A 17,479-nucleotide genomic window follows, 5' to 3' on the forward strand; every position below is an offset into this window, starting at 1 on the left:
AGTCAATCGCGACGTTTGCCGGTGGCGAGGTCATGATCGACAACTTCGCTGACTAAGTCGCATTGAGGCACTCACATGAACCAACTTCTCGCCCTGCGCGCCTTCGTCCGTGTCGTCGATACCGGTTCGTTCAGCCGTGCGTCCGACCAGCTGGCGCTGCCACGCTCCACGGTCAGCAAGCTGATCACCGACCTTGAAAAACACCTGGGCCTCAAGCTGATACACCGCACCACCCGCGCCTTGGCGCCGACGTCCGAAGGGCTCGAATACTATGGCCATGCACGGCGGCTGGTGGCTGAGCTGGATGAAGTGGACAGCGCCGCGCGCGGGCAAATCCTCAAGCCCGGCGGGCATCTGCGCGTGGACGCACCGGCCTCGTTTGCCAATTGCCTGTTGATCCCGGCGCTGGTGGATTTTCATCGGCAGTACCCCGACATCACTATTGCCCTGGGGATCAGTGACCGTGCCGTGAACATCGTCGGGGAGGGCGTTGACTGCGTGATCCGTGCCGGCACGCTGGACGACATGGCGATGATCGGGCGCAAGGTGGCTGACCTTGAGTACCTCACCTGCGCGGCGCCCAGTTACGTTGCCCGTAGAGGGCTGCCGGCCTCGCCCGAGGACCTGCAGAACAACCACCTCAAAGCCGGTTATTTCTTCACCGGCTCGGGCAAGCCGGAGCCGCTGATTTTCGAGAAGGGCGGGCAGCGTATCGAGGTCAACGGCTGCGCCTTCTCGACCAACGAAGGCAATGGCCTCAAGGAAATGCTGCTCGCCGGCCTTGGCGTCGGGCAGCATGTGACCTCCATCGTGCAGTACTACCTGGACACCGGCCAGTTGGTCAGCGTATTGCCGGACTGGTCGCGCCCGCCCACGGCGCTGCACATCCTTTACCCGCCCAACCGTCACCAGAGCGCACGGCTCAAGGTATTTACCGAATGGGTGATGCGTACGTTCGGTGTCAGGGAATAATCGCGGTCACACGAATCTCTACACGCATGGTCGGCAGCCCCAGCGCCTGCACGCCGACCTGCGTCCAGATCGGCGCGTGGTCGGGCATGTAGCGCCGGTACTGCTTGACCATCGCCTCGTTGACCTCCGGTGGGAAGCCACCGACGTGGTAGGAGTTGACGTGAATCACGTGCGCCCACTGCGCGCCAGCGCTGGCCAGGGTGCGCTCCAGGTTATGAAAGGCCCGGGCGATTTCTTCGCCGAGGTCGGCAGGGATCTGGAAGTCATCATCCCAACCGCCCTGGCCGGAGGTTTCCACGCGGTTACCGACTTTGACCGCCTGGGAATAGTGCAGGTGTTCGCGCAGGTAATCGCCATAACCTGGGGTGACAAAAAACTCGGGCGTGCTCATGGTGTTTCCTCGGTTCAGTACAAGACTGAGCGAATGCTAGTGGACTGAATGCGCGAACAACATCCCGGTTTTTTGCCATGACTATCTATCGGTTTGCACAATCGGCTTGCGGTAAAGCCCTATCGCCAGGCCGCTGATAATGACCATGATGAAGACCAGGTGGGGCGTGGAAATGCGCTCGCCCAGTATCAGCATCGAACTGCCGATGCCGAATACCGGTATCAGCAACGACAGCGGCGCCACGGTCGAAACGGGGTAGGCCTTGAGCAACGAATTCCAGCCCCAGTAGGCAAAGTGCGTGGCCAAATAAACCTGAAACAGGATCGACATCACCGCGGTGAGGTCAAGGCTGGCGGGCACGTTCTCGAACGCGGTGCTGCCGTGCATCCACCAGGCCATCAGACACAACGGCACCGGCGGAAACAGGCTGGCCCACACCATGAACGAGAAAATTTCCTTCACCCCCGACGCCTTGATGATGATATTGCCGATGCTCCACGCCAACGCGCTGAGCACGATCAGCAGCACGCCGAGCACCGCATGCTCGCCGTCTTGGGTGCAGATGATCCCCGCCAGCCCAATCAAGGCGAGCAACGCGCCGACCCACTGCGCACGGCGAATGTGTTCCTTGAACAACAGACAGCCCCAGCCCAGCGTGAAAAACACGCTGAGCTGAATGATCAGCGAGGCGATTCCAGGGCTGACGCCTGCCTGGATGCCGTAGTTGATCACGCCCCACATGCCCAGCCCGAAGATAACGCCATAGGCCGCCACATAGCCGAACTTGACGGCGGGGCGCTTGATGAAGAACACCAGCGGCAAGGCGGCGAGGGCAAAGCGGATGCCGGTCAGTACAAACGGGTCGATTGAGCGCAAGCCCAACTGGGTAATGGGGAAGTTCAAACCCCACACCAGGGTGACGAGCAGGGCGAGGGCGAGGTGTTGCTTGTGCATGAGCGGGCCTTTGAATGGGTTGATCCGGGCCATCATGCTAGGGCGGGGCCGTATGGCCCGCTTGCTATGTCAGGTCATAATTTGACACTATCGGGCCATGATCCCGACATTTGAAGCCACTGACCCTGAAGCCGTTGTCACGCTGCGTGACTATGCGTGCGGCACCGTCTTCGAGCGGCATACCCATGCACGCGGGCAATTTGCCTACGCCTCTACCGGTGCGTTGAAGATGTTCACCGACCTCGGCAATTGGGTGGTGCCGCCGCAGCGGGCGATCTGGGTGCCGGGCGGTGTGCCCCATGAAATGCACATGCGCGGCGATGTGGTGATGCTCAATACCTACCTCGATGACCAGGCTGCCAAGCGGGCAGGGCTGCGGGATCGTTGCCAGGTATTCGAGGTGTCGCCATTGCTCAGGCATCTGTTGGAAGCGGCACTGGCGATCGCGCCGTCGGCGGCGATTACGGTCCGTCAGCAGTGCATATTGACGCTGTTGATCGACGAAATAAGCGCCATGCCCGAAGTGCCCCTCAGCGCGCCGTTGCCTGCCGAGCCACGTTTGGCCCAGGCTTGCCGGCGTTTTCTGCAGGCCCCTGCGCAGACCATCTCCCTGGATGAGATGGCCCAGTGGTCGAACATGAGCCGACGCACCTTCACTCGCCATTTCCACGAAGGCACCGGCATGACGTTTGTGGCCTGGCGTCAGCAGGTCTGCCTGCTTGAAGCCACTGCGCGGCTCAGTCATGGCGCCTCCATTACCGAGGTGGCGTTGGGGTTGGGTTTCAGCAGTTCCAGCGCCTTTACCGCGGTCTTCCGCCGAAACCTGGGAGACGCGCCCGCGCGCTACCTGGCCAAATCCAGGGCAGCGTCTGCGTTCTGAAAACGGCACACGTCGGTCAGGATTCACCTTCACCAAGGTCATGCTTTGTTACTATCGCCGTCCATCGTCACCAGGAGTCACCGGCCCATGCAACACCAGTGGGATGAAATGCACCGCACCCGCAAGCCCACGTTTGTACTGTGCGGCGAGCCTCAGGGGGATGTGCTCAATCTCTACGTTCACGGTTATTCGGCCTTCTTCAACCGCCAGCAACTGGGCAATTTCAAGCAGCAGCTGGCGAGCATCGAAGGCTCGACCAACCTGATGCTGTTCTGGCCGGCGGGGCATTTTCTCGAAAACCTGTTTGCGCCCTTCAAGGATGTGATCACCTCGATGCTCGGCGGTGGCGGCCTGGGCGCCGCGACGGTGGGCGTGGGCAAAGCGATTGCCTATTTCCTCGACCATTACAAAAGTGTCGAGGCGCGCGTCGATGAAGTGGCCAAGACCCTGTTGCCTGAACTGGCCAGTTACCTGCACGCCGAGTCGCTGGAGGTACGGCGCATCAACCTCATCGGGCATTCGCTGGGCGCGCGCATTCTGGTCAAGAGCGTGCTGGCCAGCCCCGAGGTGGCTCGCGAACTGCCGCTGAACAACCTGTTGCTGATGGGCGGGGCGATCTGTACGTCGAGCCCGTGGGATGAAGTGTCGGCGCCGCTCAAGGGCCGTGTGATCAACTGCCACTCCAGCAAAGACTGGGCGCTGGCCATGAAACCGGACACCGAACGTTGCATTGGGCGTTATGCAATTGATGTCACGCCAGCGCTCAAGGCCAAGGTCACCAATGTGCACCTGGCGACGTTCGACCATGCCGCCTACTGGCCGCAGCTGAAAACGGTGGTGCAATACACCGACCTGTTGCAGGAACGGCGCGGCATGATCCGCGCCGATCAGCGCAGCACTGAAGTTCGCTTTGCCGAGGAGGACGTGGAGTTGTTCCCCGCGTTGGTGCAGGCGCGGCCGGACGAGTTGAAGTTCCTGGCCGAATTGATGGCGCAAAAACGCAGTGCATCGATCGATGCCGGCGTGCGCGAACCGCTGAAACTGGCCATCGAGTTGCAGCGCATGGGCGGTGACAGCTTTATGAACCTGGCCCGTGGCCATGGCGTGAGTTATCGCCAGATCGCCGAAGATGTGGCGCAGCGCCTGGGGATCAAGTTTGACCAAGCGCTGGAAACCGTTGCGCTGGCGGACATCGAGGCCCAAGTCGCGGAGAAACTGATCGAGCAATACAAGGACAAGCTCAGCCGTGCGGACCGTCAAGCCTTCGACGCGGAACTCAAGGCGGCCGCGCAAAAAGAGCAGGGCTTGTTCAACCGCTTCGATGTAGGCCGCTCGGCCACCACGGCCTTAAGTGGCACGGCGTTGGCGGGGTTGACCGGGTTTATCGTGCGCCGCGGTGCCGCCACGGCGATTCCCGTGGTGGGCCAGGCATTGGCCGCGGCGATGCTCCTGGTGACGGGCGTGCGGGCGTTTTCCGGCCCGGCGTACTCGATTACCACCTTATCGGTGTTGATGATCGGCATGATTCGCCAGCGCATGGCGCGCGAGGCGCTGAACCAGGAGATGGACCTGGTGGTGCAGGTCGTGGACACGTTCCACCTGCCGCGGGAGACGGTGATGCGCACGGTCGTGTCGGACTGATAAGCTGCGGCTCTGACTTGTATGTTTGCCTGGGATACCGCGTGAAATTCAGCCTGCCGAAAATCGCTACTGCCCCATTCTGCCCGCCGGAAGTGGCCGGCTCCGTCATCGTTGACCCCAAGGCTTCGTTTTTCAAACGGGCGCTGATGTTCGCCGGCCCCGGCCTGCTGATTTCGATTGGCTACATGGACCCCGGCAACTGGGCCACGGCCATCGAGGCCGGCTCGCGCTACGGGTACAACCTGTTATTCGTGGTGCTGCTGGCCAGCCTGGCAGGCATGGCTGTGCAATGCCTGTGTTCACGGCTGGGCATCGCCACCGGCAAAGACCTGGCGCAACTGTGCCGTGAGCGCTACAGCAAACGCTCGGCCCGCACGCAGTGGGTGCTGGCGGAAATTTCGATCATCGCCACCGACCTTGCCGAAGTGCTCGGCTGCGCCCTGGCGTTTCACCTGTTGCTGGGCGTGTCGCTGACCACCGGCATCGTCATTACCGCGTTCGACACGCTGTTGATTCTGGCCTTGCAAAACCGTGGTTTTCGCCGACTGGAAGCGATCATGCTGGCGCTGGTCGCGACCATTGGCGTGTGCTTCTTTATCGAACTGGTGCTGATCAAACCCTACTGGCCGGACGTGTTGAGTGGCTTCGCCCCGTCACTGTCGGCCATCAGCGACGCTGCGCCGTTGTACCTGGCCATCGGGATCCTGGGTGCCACGGTAATGCCGCATAACCTTTACCTGCACAGCTCCATCGTGCAAACCCGGCTGATCGGCAAAGACCTCGCCAGCAAACAGGACGCGGTCAAACTGGCGCGTATCGACACCATCGGCTCACTGGCCCTGGCCTTGTTGGTCAACGCGGCAATCCTGGTGCTGGCCGCCGCTGCGTTCTACAAGACTGGCCACACCGACGTGGTCGAGATTCAGGATGCTTACCACCTGCTCGACCCACTGGTGGGCGGGGCTTTTGCCAGTGTCCTGTTTGGTATCGCGTTGCTCGCCTCCGGGCAAAGTTCGACCTTCACCGGCACGATTGCCGGGCAGGTGATCATGGAGGGTTACCTCAACCTGCGCATTCCCTGCTGGCAGCGCCGCCTGATCACCCGAGGCCTGGCACTGATCCCGGCGTTTTTGGGGGTGTGGCTGATGGGCGACGATGCCATCGGCAAGTTGCTGATTCTGAGCCAGGTGGTCCTCAGCCTGCAGTTGCCGTTCGCGCTGTACCCACTGATCCGCATGACGGGTGACAAGCAATTGATGGGGCCGTTTGTGAACCGCCTGCCCACGCGGCTGTTGGCGTGGTTTCTGTTTGCCGTGATCAGCGGGGCGAACGCGTGGTTGATTGGGCAGTGGTTGTTTTGAATCACCGGTCCCAATACGGCACCGCGCCAAAACACTCGACAAAATAATCAATCACCGTGCGCACCTTCAATGACAGCCGGCGGCTGCCGGGCCATAACGCGGCAATCTGCTGCGGCTCAAGCGTCGTCGCTACGTCGTATTCGGTCAGCACCGCCTGCAAGGTGCCGGCGCGCAAGCCTTCGCCGATCAGCCAGGACGGAAACACCACCAGCCCCAGGCCTTGTTCGGCAGCGTGGGTGAGGGTATCGGCGTGGTTGCCGGTGATCGGGCCTTTGACGCTGTAGGACGTCCAATCGCCCTGGTCGCGGCGGAAAAACCAGCGTTGCTGGCCGGTGATGCCCTTGTAGGCCAGGCACTGATGGTTGACCAGCTCGTCGGGGTGGCGCGGTGTGCCATGCCGGGCCAGGTAGGCAGGGCTGGCGGCGATGCGAAAGCGCTGCGGCGCGAAGATGCGGGCCTGCATGCCGGAATCGTTGAGCACGCCGATACGAAACAGCAAGTCGGTGCCGTCTTGCAGTGGGTCGACGTAGGTGTCGGTTTGCTGGATATCCAGTTGTAACTTGGGATAGCGCCGGCACAGCTCGCCCAGCCACGGCGATAGATGACGCTGGCCGAACACCATCGGCGCGTTGATGCGTACCAGGCCGCTGGGTTCGCTTTCCTGTTCCTGCAACGCCTGGCCGGCTGTTTCCAGTTGTTCCAGCATCAAGCGCGCATGATGACCGAGCAGGCGCCCGGCCTCGGTAGGGCTCACGGCGCGGGTGTGGCGGTACAACAACTGTTGGCCGAGTGCCTGCTCCATCAACTGGATCTGCCGAGAAATGGAGGAGGGCGCCAGGCTTTCCCGGCGCGCGACTTCAGAAAAGCTGCCGTGATCCAGCACCGCGACAAACAGGCGCAACGCCTTGAAACTCAATTCATTCAAGCCCTGCATCATGGTCTCCAAGCTGTGCGTTATGCGCAAAGGTGTTATCCGCATGCTCCCATTTATCGCACAGCACGGCCACCGGATAATGCGCGCCATGTCTACTTCTTGAAGCGCAGGTGATGTATGCAGGCAAGTTCGATCGAGGGTGTGGCTCGGGCCACGCCGAAGAAAAACCTTCTACGGCTGTTGTTGTTGCCGTTGGTGATTTTGGCGGGCATGGGCCTGTCGGTGGAGGCTGGTTTGCTCGGGCCGCTGGGCGTACAGGTAGGCCACTTGTGGGCGACCTTGAGCATCTTCGGCGTGGGCACGGCGATCCTGTTTCTGCTGTTGCTGTTCAGCGGCCCGCAAAAAGGCCCGGCGCTGACCGACCTGCCACGCTGGCAGTTGATCGGCGGCTTCCTGGGGCCGATGTATGTGGTGGTGTTGACGTTGGCCACGCCGCATATCGGTATCGCCATGACCATGATCGCGATCCTCTCGGGCCAGGTGGGCAAGAGTGTGTTGATCGACCATTTCGGCTGGTTTGGCACGGCACGCAAGCGGGTCAATGGTGAGCGCTGGATTGCGTTGGCGCTGATTGTGGCGGCACTTGTTCTGATTGCACGAGGGTAAGGCGATGAATCTGATTCTGTTGTTGGTACTGGTGATTGCCGCCGGTGCGGTACTGAGTGTGCAAGCGGCCATTAACGGCCGCCTGGGCCAGGCAGTGGGCGTATTGCGCAGCAGCTTGCTGACCTTTGCGGTGGGCGCAATCACCACGGCGCTGTTGATTTTCTTTTTCGAGCCGGCCCAGGCCGTCAGCTTGCTCGAGGTGCCCAAGTGGCAACTGACCGGCGCGCTGTTCGGCGTGGTGTACATGATGGTAATGGTCGGCGCGGTGCCCATCGTCGGCACGGCGGTGGCAACGGTGGCGGTGATCGTCGGGCAGTTGGGCATGGGCATGCTGATCGACAACTTCGGCTGGCTGGGTAACCCGGCGATCGAACTGTCGGGCAGCCGTATCGTGGCGATGCTCTGTCTGGCGCTGGCGCTGGTGTTCATGTACCGCAGCAATACTCGTCAGGCCGATTAATGGGCTGAACCTTGCTGCGTTGCCGGGAGTCATTGCTTAAGGTGCTGCGTTCGCAGCACTTGGACGACCATGAAAAGGAGTCTGACCATGCCAGATAAAACCTGTGCTTGCCCACACTGTAAATGTGTACTGGGCGCCGACGCGGTAATGAAGGACGGTAAAGGCTATTGCTGCCAAGGCTGTGCCGAGCACCATGCCCATGGTGAGCCGTGTATGGCGCCAACGGGCTGTGAGTGCGCCAAGTCGGCTCACGGCTAAGCGTGTTGGCGGGAGGCCGGTGTTACCGGCCTCTTTTTAGTGGGGTTTGAGTTCAAACCTGACGCTGTGGTCGGCCAGGCGCTGACGGCCTTTGACCACCGCGCTGATCCGTCGCCCCTGGAGCGCAAACACCACGGTTTGCGCCGCGTGCAGATCATCCGGCAGCGGCTGGAACACCCGCAGCACGGTGCGCTCCGGTGTGCGCTGAACACTCACCTGGCACTCGGCATGCTTGGCCATCGGTCCGAATGAGGTGTCCTGGGTGTAGTCGATGCGCGCCTTGCCATTGACCGGTTCTGATCCGTCCATTGTTAGAGCTCCCTACTCTCAAGGTGTAAGCAAGTGATCGTTGCGGGCAGTAAAAATTCACTCGGATTGTGGGGCGCCGGTCATTACCATGGCGGCTCACCCTTGATGATGTGTAGCCCATGGCCCTGGCCGCGCCCCCCGACCTCAGTGATCACGCCGTGCCCGTGCAACCCCTGGCGCGCACCTACCCGCGTGGGTTGTACGTCGAGCCCCACAGCCACGACTGGGGCCAGTTGCTCTACGCCATGAGCGGCGTGATGTGGGTCGAAACGCCTCGCGAAGCGCTGGTTGTGCCGCCCCAGCGCGCGGTGTGGCTGCCGCCGGGCGTGGAACATGGCATCCGCGTGGTCTCGGACCTGCAGATGCGCAATATCTACCTGCGCCCGGCCCTGGCGGCGACGCTGGACAGCCAGGTGCAGGTGATTGAAGTCGGCGGGCTGTTGCGCGAGCTGATCGTCACCTTGGTCGACCAGGGCGACAACGGCGATACGGCCTACTACGACGCCGTCGTCGGCCTGGCCCTGCTGGAATTGCAGCGGGCCCGTCGTTCGCAGATCCGCATCGCCATGCCGGTGGGCGCCGACCGTCGCTTGATCAACGCCTGCCAGGCGGTGATGGCGGCGCCGTCGCTGGAGGTTCCGTTCGAGCAACACGCCGAGGCCGCCGGTGCCAGCGTGCGCACCCTGGCGCGGCTGTTCCAGAACCACCTGGGCATGGGCTTTGCCGAATGGCGCCGCCAGGTGCAACTGGCCACGGCGGTGGCCGAGCTGATCCAGGGCCAGTCGGTGAGTGGCATTGCACGGTCTTTGGGCTATTCGCCCAGCAGCTTCAGCGACATGTTCCGGCGTGAACTCGGCGTGGCGCCGTCGCACTACGCAGGTTGAGGGTTTGGCCGAAATCCTGAAGCACTTGGCCGATGCTTCAGGCAGGCGCTCACTACACTGAGCGCATCAACCTACAAGGCGCCGTCCTCATGAACTACCTGCTTTCCCTCGCCATCGGCCTGTTTGTCGGCGTGATCTACGGCGCCTTGGACTTCCGCTCACCCGCGCCGCCCGCCATTGCCCTGGTGGGCCTGATGGGCATGTTACTCGGCGAGAAACTCTGGCCCATGGGGCGCGAGTGGGTCAGCGGTTGGTTGTCCTGATTCCCTATTTCCCTTCAATGGATATTGGCCATGAAAGCACTGCAATTTTCCGCCACCGGCGACCTCGCCGCCCTGAGTTTCGTTGACGTCGCCGAGCCGGTGCCGGCTGCCGGTGAAGTACTGGTGCAAATCAAGGCTGCCGGCCTGAACCCCAGCGACGTCAAGAACGTGCTCGGTCGTTTTCCCTACACCACATTGCCGCGTATTCCCGGCCGGGATTTTGCCGGGGTTGTGGTCGAGGGGCCGCAGGCACTGGTCGGTCAAGAGGTGTGGGGCACCGGGCGCGACCTCGGCTTTTTTGCCGATGGCTCCCACGCTCAATACCTCACCGTGTCGGCCAAGGGTGTGGCGCATAAGCCAACGCATTTGAGTTTTGCCCAAGCCGCCAGCCTCGGTGTGCCGTACACCACCGCATGGGATGCGCTGGAGCGCAGCGGTGTGGTTAAAGGCACGCGGTTGTTGGTGATTGGCGCCAATGGCGCCGTGGGCAGCGCGGCCTTGGCGTTGGCGAAGATCCGGGGTGCGCAGGTATTGGCGGCGGTGCGCAAGGCTGATCAGGTCGAGGTGCTGCAGGCTCAAGGGTTTGAGGCAATTACGCTGGGCAAGCCGGAAGAGTTGGGCGCGCAGGTTAATGCCGTGTTCAAGGGCGGCGCGGATGTAATCTTCGACACCACCGGTTTCTGGTTGCCGGCGTCTGTTGTCGGTTTGGCGCCGTTCGGCCGTATTGCAATTATCGCCGCACCGGTGGATGGGCATGTGCAACTGCCGGCCCTGGCGCTGTATCGCAAAGGCGGTTCGGTGGTGGGGATCAACTCGTTACTCTACAACTGCGAGCAGTGCGCGGTGATGCTGGAGCAGTTCGGGCGTTTTTTTGATGAGGGGTCGTTGCCGTTGCCCACTGGCTTGCGCGAAGTGGCGTTGGCGGATGGCGTGCAGTGCTACGAAGAAGTGAACACGGGCAGTGCGGACAAGATCATCTTTGTACCTTAACTCACTCGCCAATGTGGGCGCTGGCTTTCCTGGGATGGCATCACCTTGGTTTGAGTACATATCCGTTGCTGCGGTAACGGCCGCTTATGGTTCCGCTCTTACAGCGGGTCACTTTTGGCAAACGCCCGGAATGCCGGCCCAGCCAAAAGTAACCAAAAGGTCTTTGCCCCACCACTCGGTGCCTCGCCTAGGCTCGGCATGCCCTCACTCCGGCTTGAATCCGTGGGCCGCCGTGACGGGCCATCCATGGCCCAACACGGCTAACCCGGCGTCCTGCCGGGTTACCCACGGATTCAAGCCTGCGTTCGGCCAGCGTGGTTGACGGGGCCTGTCAGATCAAGATCAAAAGCAGATCAAGAGCAGAGCACGGCGGCCTGGTAGCCGACCTGAGTGGTTGAAGCAAAAGCAGGGCAAAAACAGGGCAAAGGCAGAGCTGTTTTTCTGTGGGAGCTGGCTTGCCTGCGATGCAGACACTTCGGTACATCATGCATAACCAGTTGATGCCATCGCAGGCAAGCCAGCTCCCACCTTTGACCGAGTACACCCATCTACCTGATGTACTGGGCTCAAAATGTGGGAGCGGGCTTGCTCGCGAATGCGGTGGGTCAGTTACTAATTAGCTGACTGACACACCGCCATCGGGGGCAAGCCCCCTCCCACAATTCAACCGAGTTCAGTTTCCAAGATCAGGTCGGCTACTAGGCCGCCGTGCTGTAGACCTTGATCTTGATCTGTATTTTGATCTTAGGCGCCCCGTTAAACCACGCTGGCCGAACGCAGGTTTTGGAGCGGGGGTAAACCGGCAGGACGCCGGTTTAGCCGCGCTGGGCCATGGATGGCCCATCGCGGCGGCCCCCGCTCCAAAGCCTGCGTGAGGGCACACCGAAGCGTGAGCGAGGTGCCGAGTGGTGGGGCAAGAGCCCTTTTGGTTACTTTTGGCTGGGCCGGCATTCCGGGCTCTTTTCCAAAAGTGACCCGCTGTAAGAGCGGAACCCATATCCGCCATCACCCAAACAACGGATATGTACCCAGCGGCCTCCGCAACCCCCACAGAACTAAATTCGTAAAAAAGATGTGTAGAAACCTATGCCGCGATAGCGGTGAGTCAGCCCACAATTTTTTACCTGATAGGCCGCCATCGCGGGCAAGCCCGCTCCCACATTTTGATCTTCATTGGGTTTCAGGAGGCGCGCTTGATCAGACGTTTCCCACAAGGGTTTCAGGTTGTCGCTCGGAAGGGCGCTGACTAACCTCACTGCCGTCGCTGCCCATTCAGCGACCGGATTTGACCGTCCGATTAATTGAAGTACTGCTACGGCAAAAACCTATTTCAGGTGTTTTTTTTACGCCTGAGGTATCGTGTTGCGGTGGCTGTACGCGGGATACCTTCGGGTATGCCGGATTTCCTTTGATTGCCGGTCGGTCAACCCGCGTACAGCTGCCTCCCTCTTTGCTTGACCGCGAATGTTGGCAGCTCCACTCAATCTTAGGATCTTGACCATGATCAAAGACAGCCCAAATCCCCCAGGCCAACCAGACTTCGATACCAGCACCCTGCACGAAGTGGCCTACCGCGCGATCAACCACTACCTCAACCCCGCAAAACCCATCCTCGAACCTGCCGACGGGCTCTTCACCGTGCGCGCCGATCTGGGCACAGAAACCTTGCTGGTCAATGCTTCCCAGGATTTGGCGTCCATCAGTGACATCGCTCACCATATGGCGTTTGAAATCGAAGGGTCGCAACGTAATGTCGCGCTGGGCATCTGCCGGATGCTGGAAGGGGTGCAGCTGTTGGTGGATAAGGCGCTGAATGTGGCCCATCCGACGGCATAAGGATTGTTAACACGGTCGAAAAAATGTGGGAGCGGGCTTGCTCGCGAAAGCGGTGGGTCAGCCACAGAAAGGTTGACTGGAACACCGCATTCGCGAGCAAGCCCGCTCCCACAGTTTGATCTTTACTAGGCTTCGGGGACGCCTTTTTCCCAGGCGGACCAGTTCTTGAGAATCGCCTGTACCAACGGATTGCCCGTGCGATACAGGTTTTCCAACGCCGGCACAAACCCGCCTTGGTCGGCATATTTCAGCAGGTTGTCCACCTCGCTGTAGCCAGGGTACGGCCGGTCGAAATCGGACCCGGCACGCACCACGGCCAGGCGCTGGATATCCACCAACCCTTCGCGGCTGGCGCGCAGCAGGGCTTCATAGGTGGAGTTGTCTTCCTGCTGGGTGGTGCAGTACTCGCCTTTGTTGTCGGTGAGCAACTTGGTCCAGACCTCGGCGCGCTCGCTCAGGCGGGTACCGGAAAACCAGGTGTTGCCCGCCACGGTGTCACATTGGGTCACTTGCGGCGGCTGATTGGCCGGGGCCGCCGGGTAGTGTTTGCGCCAGGCGGTGGATTCCTTGCTTTCGCTCAACTCCACCTTGTGCGACAGGGCAAATGCCTTGGCTTGCAGCTTGGGGTTGAGCTCAAACACTTCGGTTTTGTAGTCCAGCGGCGGTTTCTCGTTCGGGCCTTTGGTGTTGATACCGATGTAACCGGTCGGCCAGCCTTTAGGCGCATCGCGCGAGTCGATTTCCCACTGGGTGCCGAACTCCACCAGGTAATGCGCCCAGGCGGCGGTGCCAATGGTGCCGTGTTTGGGGCTGATGCCGGCAATCCCGGCAATCAGGAAATAGCTCTGGCGCAGGTCGAACTTGGGCGACAAGGCCAATGCCAGGGTGGAGGCGGCGGCGTTGGTTTGGCCCATGCCGGTGACCAGCAGGCACACGTCCTGGGTGTTGCAGCGGATCACCGGGTATTCGGCGGACAGGCCGGGCACGCGCACTTCCTGCTTGAGTTCCAGGCGATCGATCCAGGTTTGCGCCTCGGGGGCAAACATGGTGATCAGCATCACTTTAGGCTTGATCGGCGCGGTGTCCGCCAGCACCACATGGGGCAACACAGCCAGGCCGACGGCCAGCGAAAGACGGGTTAATGCGTTCATCTAATACTCCTTGATCAGAATTGGTAGCCGACACCGGCGTAGTAGCCCCAGCCATCCGAGCGGGCGCGGAAGTTGCCTTCGCCAAAATTCAGCTCGCTGCCGTCCTCCCAGTTGCCGCCGTTGTGAAAGTAACGGCCGACCAGGGTGAAACGCAGGTGGGTGAACGAGTACAGCAGCACGTTGGTGGCCACCACCGAATTGGCGGTGCGTGCCGGGTTGTCCTTGTGCAGGTCCGAGCCGAAGTCGTAGTTGGTGAAGCCGATGTAGGTCAGCGACGCGCCGTTGTCGAACTTGCTGATGGGCACGATGTACTTCATTTGCGCGCGGTAGCCATCCCACTGGTATTCATTGCTCGCGCCATAGTTTTCCCACTGGTAACGCCCATAGAAGTTGGCCGACAGGTTGACCCGCGAGTGCGTGTCGATGTCGGTGCCCAGGCCGCTGTACAGGGTGTTGGCGCGGTTCGACTTGTTGCTGCCGTGGTCGTAGATCCAGTCAAACGCCACGTACCATTCCTTGAACGGCCCGATGGCCAGGCTGCGGCCGGCCAGGTAGTCGATGGAGATGCGCGGTTCGTGCTCCATGAACACCGGCGAGCCATGGTCCCACGCGCCTTTGTCATTACTGTTACCGATCCCGAGAATTTTCGGCACGTCGATATAGCCATACAACTCGAACGGGCCCTTGCGACCGAAGTACTCGTATTCCAGGTACACGTCATCCTGCGGTTTGGGGCCGAAGCTGATGTCTTTGCTGCCGATCAGTGTCAGGTCCTGGTTGAACCATTCCGACAGGTACGCGCCTTTTTTCGTCGGGCTGGCTTCAGGGGCCAGGGTTTCGCCCTGTGCTGAGTCATCGGCGGGTTTTTCCTGCGCCAAAATGGGTGCGCTGAGTACTCCCGTAACGGCGGCCAGTAGCAAGGAAACACCAAAGGAAGCAGGACGCCTTGAGGTGGGGTGCATGGAAAATCCCTATTCGTACGCGGTTTGACCCGATTCCTCGGGTAAAGGAGAACTTGCCTACCAAGTTCGTTCCGCAAACGTTTGCACAGGCTGTACCAACTTTGCTCAATGGCTTGAATAAAATGGAGAAAAGCATAATTAGTCGACGCTTTGATCAAAAATGACTGGGTGTCATTTTCTCGATCCGGTTGAACAAATGCATCGCCGTCTCCCGTCGATACTCGCTCGGCGTCTGGTTCATCTCGATCCGAAAATGCCGGTTGAAGTTGGACAGGTTGGCGTAGCCCACTTCAAAACAGATATCCGCCACCGACATGTCGCTTTGCAGCAACAGCCGACAGGCGCGCTGTACGCGAAACTTGCGCATCAGGTCGATAAAACCGTGGCCGGTGTTGCGTTTGAAAAACCGCGAGAAGCCCGGCTCGCTCATGTCCAGCTGTTGCGCGATGACGGACAAGCGCAGGTCGCCGGTCAGTTCCCTCATCAGGTAATCGAAGGCCTTGTTGATGCGCTCGGCGCTGCGTGCGTCCAGGGTGGGGGCGTAGCAGGGGCTGGCCAGCGCCTGCACGTGGGGCACCGGGGCGTTTTTCAGGGTGTCGAGCAGTTGCAGGAACAGGATCAGCCGTTGCAGGCCTTGGGCGCTGCCGATGTCTTCGAGCAAGCGCGCGGCGTGCACGGCGGTGTCGCCGCTGAATTGCAGGCCGCGCCGGGCGTGTTCGAACAGCGGTTGCAGGTCGCCGAGTTCCGGCAGGGTTTTGCGCAGGGCGAGGAGGGCGGCGCCGTCGAATTGCAGCACCACGTCGCGCCCGGTCAGGTATTCGCCGGGGGCCAGGTCGCCGATCCAGTCGTGGGGCAAGTCCGGGCCGATCAGCGCGACATGCCCGGCACTGAACGCGCCGATATAGTCGCCGGCCACCAACTTGCCGCTGCCCTGGCGGATCAGGTGAATTTCGAACTCGGGGTGGTGGTTCCAGCGCGCCAGATCATACGGGTAATCGTGTTCGAACCAGCGGAAGCAGTGGTCCGGCTCGGGCAGGATGACTTCGAGTTCGGCGGGGCGGTGCTCGAACAGTTTGGCGCGGCTGATGGGCATGGTGATGCCTCTTTTACGGCTGGAATCCCAGCAAAATACCCGCGTTGGCAGCGGCTGCGCTACCCCCGGTTTCGCTCGGCACTGATACTTTTTTGATCTGCGCGCCCGGGTTAAAAAAGTATCAGTGGCGCATTCGCCATTCGTTTGTGAGGGCTTGGCCAAGCTGCTGTAATCGGCGCTCGACAACAAAAACAACAGGTGGATACCGCCATGTCAAAGCTCCCGCAAGCGCTTTTCCTGCTGTCCGGCCTGGCCTTGGCCATGCCCAGCTATGCCGCCGACACCGTCACCATCGCCACCGTCAACAACAGCGACATGATCCGCATGCAACGCCTGTCCAAGGTCTTCGAGGCCCAGCACCCGGACATCAAGCTCAACTGGGTGGTACTGGAAGAAAACGTGCTGCGCCAGCGCCTCACCACCGATATCGCCACCCAGGGTGGCCAGTTCGACGTGCTGACCATCGGCACCTACGAGACGCCGTTATGGGGCGCCAAGCACTGGCTGGAACCCCTGACCCAACTGCCGGCCGACTACGACGCCGAGGATATTTTCCCATCGGTGCGCCAGGGCCTGTCGGTCGATAACACCCTGTACGCCTTGCCGTTCTATGGCGAAAGTACGGTCACCTACTACCGCACCGACCTGTTCAAGCAAGCCGGGCTGAGCATGCCCGCGCATCCCACCTGGACCCAGCTGGGTGAGTTCGCCGCCAAACTCACGGCCAAAGACAAAGACCAATACGGCATGTGCCTGCGCGGCAAGGCCGGCTGGGGCGAGAACATCGCGCTGCTGAGCACCATGGCCAACGCCTTTGGTGCGCGCTGGTTCGACGAACAGTGGAAGCCGGAACTGACCAGCCCCGAGTGGACCGCCGCCGCCAACTATTACGTCAACACCCTGAAGAACTACGGCCCGCCTGGCGTCTCCAGCAATGGCTTCAACGAAACCCTGGCGCTGTTCAACAGCGGCAAATGCGCGATCTGGGTGGACGCCAGCGTCGCCGGCTCCTTCACTACCGACAAAAGCCAGAGCAAGGTCGCCGACGACGTAGGCTTTGCTGCGGCCCCCACCGAAGTCACCGACAAAGGCTCTTCCTGGCTCTACGCCTGGTCCCTGGCGATTCCGGCGACCTCCAAGCACAAAGACGCCGCCAAGGCGTTCATCACCTGGGCAACGTCCAAGGATTACATCCAACTGGTCGCCGATAAAGAAGGCATCACCAACGTACCGCCGGGCACGCGCCAGTCCACCTACAGCGAGGCTTACCTGAAGGCCGCGCCGTTTGCCCAGGTGACCCTGGAAATGATGAAGCACGCCGACCCCGCGCACCCCTCGGCCAAGCCGGTGCCGTACGTGGGCATTCAGTACGTGACCATTCCTGAGTTCCAGGCCATCGGCACCTCGGTCGGCAAGCTGTTTTCGGCAGCGCTGACCGGCGGCATGACGGTTGACCAGGCGCTGCTCGAAGCTCAGTCCACCACCGAGCGCGAGATGAAACGCGCCGGCTACCCGAAATAATTTCTACAGGACA

Annotated in this window: 19 protein-coding genes; 12 read left to right on the forward strand and 7 right to left on the reverse strand. The window is 61.1% G+C overall.

Annotated features, from left to right (window positions below; all coding sequences use genetic code 11):
- Positions 1 to 75: 75 nt before the first annotated feature.
- Positions 76 to 972 carry a LysR family transcriptional regulator gene (locus AACU78_RS02305; protein WP_106579621.1) on the forward strand — a complete coding sequence of 299 codons (897 nt, stop codon included), beginning with the start codon at positions 76 to 78 and terminating at the stop codon, positions 970 to 972.
- Here AACU78_RS02305 and AACU78_RS02310 read toward each other — a convergent pair.
- Together AACU78_RS02310 and AACU78_RS02315 are read right to left on the reverse strand one after the other, a co-directional pair.
- The gene (locus tag AACU78_RS02310) at positions 962 to 1,363 is read right to left on the reverse strand and encodes a RidA family protein (RefSeq protein ID WP_106579622.1); all 402 of its coding nucleotides are present in this window, start codon (positions 1,361 to 1,363) and stop codon (positions 962 to 964) included. The two genes, AACU78_RS02305 and AACU78_RS02310, sit on opposite strands and share 11 nt — an antisense overlap.
- 81 nt (positions 1,364 to 1,444) lie before the next feature.
- Positions 1,445 to 2,317: an EamA family transporter gene (locus AACU78_RS02315; RefSeq protein ID WP_106579767.1), complete on the reverse strand. Its 873-nt coding sequence runs from the start codon at positions 2,315 to 2,317 to the stop codon at positions 1,445 to 1,447.
- 97 nt (positions 2,318 to 2,414) lie between these two features.
- Here AACU78_RS02315 and AACU78_RS02320 point away from each other — a divergent pair, with 97 nt between their 5' ends.
- The 3 genes from AACU78_RS02320 (at position 2,415) to AACU78_RS02330 (ending at position 6,199) form a co-directional block, all read left to right on the forward strand.
- On the forward strand, positions 2,415 to 3,197 hold the full coding sequence (locus AACU78_RS02320) for an AraC family transcriptional regulator (protein WP_106579623.1): 783 nt from the start codon (positions 2,415 to 2,417) through the stop codon (positions 3,195 to 3,197).
- Positions 3,198 to 3,284: 87 nt separating this feature from the next.
- Positions 3,285 to 4,838 carry a DUF726 domain-containing protein gene (locus AACU78_RS02325; protein WP_106579624.1) on the forward strand — a complete coding sequence of 518 codons (1,554 nt, stop codon included), beginning with the start codon at positions 3,285 to 3,287 and terminating at the stop codon, positions 4,836 to 4,838.
- A gap of 41 nt (positions 4,839 to 4,879) precedes the next feature.
- The gene (locus AACU78_RS02330) at positions 4,880 to 6,199 is read left to right on the forward strand and encodes an Nramp family divalent metal transporter (RefSeq protein WP_106579625.1); all 1,320 of its coding nucleotides are present in this window, start codon (positions 4,880 to 4,882) and stop codon (positions 6,197 to 6,199) included.
- A gap of 1 nt (position 6,200) precedes the next feature.
- On the opposite strand, the gene AACU78_RS02335 is transcribed toward AACU78_RS02330, so the two are convergent.
- Positions 6,201 to 7,133: a LysR family transcriptional regulator gene (locus AACU78_RS02335; protein WP_106579626.1), complete on the reverse strand. Its 933-nt coding sequence runs from the start codon at positions 7,131 to 7,133 to the stop codon at positions 6,201 to 6,203.
- 117 nt (positions 7,134 to 7,250) lie between these two features.
- On the opposite strand from AACU78_RS02335, the gene AACU78_RS02340 reads away from it, so the two are divergent.
- The 3 genes from AACU78_RS02340 to AACU78_RS02350 all read left to right on the forward strand — a co-directional run bounded on the left by AACU78_RS02340 (position 7,251) and on the right by AACU78_RS02350 (position 8,457).
- Positions 7,251 to 7,739, forward strand: coding sequence for a DMT family transporter (locus AACU78_RS02340; RefSeq protein WP_106579627.1), 489 nt, complete (start codon positions 7,251 to 7,253; stop codon positions 7,737 to 7,739).
- Positions 7,740 to 7,743: 4 nt separating this feature from the next.
- A complete protein-coding gene (locus AACU78_RS02345) occupies positions 7,744 to 8,199 on the forward strand; it encodes a DMT family transporter (protein ID WP_106579628.1) in 456 nt (151 codons plus the stop codon).
- A gap of 87 nt (positions 8,200 to 8,286) precedes the next feature.
- The gene (locus AACU78_RS02350) at positions 8,287 to 8,457 is read left to right on the forward strand and encodes a metallothionein (RefSeq protein WP_106579629.1); all 171 of its coding nucleotides are present in this window, start codon (positions 8,287 to 8,289) and stop codon (positions 8,455 to 8,457) included.
- 36 nt (positions 8,458 to 8,493) lie between these two features.
- Here AACU78_RS02350 and AACU78_RS02355 read toward each other — a convergent pair whose 3' ends face one another.
- Positions 8,494 to 8,766, reverse strand: coding sequence for a hypothetical protein (locus AACU78_RS02355; RefSeq protein WP_106579630.1), 273 nt, complete (start codon positions 8,764 to 8,766; stop codon positions 8,494 to 8,496).
- 119 nt (positions 8,767 to 8,885) lie between these two features.
- Here AACU78_RS02355 and AACU78_RS02360 point away from each other — a divergent pair, with 119 nt between their 5' ends.
- The 4 genes from AACU78_RS02360 (at position 8,886) to AACU78_RS02375 (ending at position 12,739) form a co-directional block, all read left to right on the forward strand.
- A complete protein-coding gene (locus AACU78_RS02360; protein WP_106579631.1) occupies positions 8,886 to 9,650 on the forward strand; it encodes an AraC family transcriptional regulator in 765 nt (254 codons plus the stop codon).
- An 89-nt stretch (positions 9,651 to 9,739) separates the two neighbouring features.
- On the forward strand, positions 9,740 to 9,913 hold the full coding sequence (locus AACU78_RS02365) for a DUF1427 family protein (protein WP_106579632.1): 174 nt from the start codon (positions 9,740 to 9,742) through the stop codon (positions 9,911 to 9,913).
- Positions 9,914 to 9,943: 30 nt separating this feature from the next.
- A complete protein-coding gene (locus AACU78_RS02370) occupies positions 9,944 to 10,903 on the forward strand; it encodes a quinone oxidoreductase family protein (RefSeq protein ID WP_106579633.1) in 960 nt (319 codons plus the stop codon).
- Positions 10,904 to 12,403: 1,500 nt separating this feature from the next.
- A complete protein-coding gene (locus AACU78_RS02375) occupies positions 12,404 to 12,739 on the forward strand; it encodes a DUF6124 family protein (protein ID WP_106579634.1) in 336 nt (111 codons plus the stop codon).
- Positions 12,740 to 12,864: 125 nt separating this feature from the next.
- Here AACU78_RS02375 and AACU78_RS02380 read toward each other — a convergent pair whose 3' ends face one another.
- The 3 genes from AACU78_RS02380 to AACU78_RS02390 all read right to left on the reverse strand — a co-directional run bounded on the left by AACU78_RS02380 (position 12,865) and on the right by AACU78_RS02390 (position 15,945).
- Positions 12,865 to 13,890, reverse strand: a complete 1,026-nt coding sequence (locus AACU78_RS02380) for a purine-nucleoside phosphorylase (RefSeq protein ID WP_106579635.1) — start codon at positions 13,888 to 13,890, stop codon at positions 12,865 to 12,867.
- A 14-nt stretch (positions 13,891 to 13,904) separates the two neighbouring features.
- The gene (locus AACU78_RS02385; protein ID WP_106579636.1) at positions 13,905 to 14,852 is read right to left on the reverse strand and encodes a nucleoside-specific channel-forming protein Tsx; all 948 of its coding nucleotides are present in this window, start codon (positions 14,850 to 14,852) and stop codon (positions 13,905 to 13,907) included.
- Between the two features lie 154 nt (positions 14,853 to 15,006).
- Entirely contained in the window at positions 15,007 to 15,945 is a 939-nt protein-coding gene (locus AACU78_RS02390) for an AraC family transcriptional regulator (protein WP_106579637.1), read from the reverse strand.
- Positions 15,946 to 16,206: 261 nt separating this feature from the next.
- On the opposite strand from AACU78_RS02390, the gene AACU78_RS02395 reads away from it, so the two are divergent.
- Positions 16,207 to 17,466: an ABC transporter substrate-binding protein gene (locus tag AACU78_RS02395; protein WP_371924194.1), complete on the forward strand. Its 1,260-nt coding sequence runs from the start codon at positions 16,207 to 16,209 to the stop codon at positions 17,464 to 17,466.
- Positions 17,467 to 17,479: the final 13 nt, after the last annotated feature.

The organism is Pseudomonas sp. R9.37 (assembly GCF_963878885.1).
Classification (GTDB): domain Bacteria; phylum Pseudomonadota; class Gammaproteobacteria; order Pseudomonadales; family Pseudomonadaceae; genus Aquipseudomonas.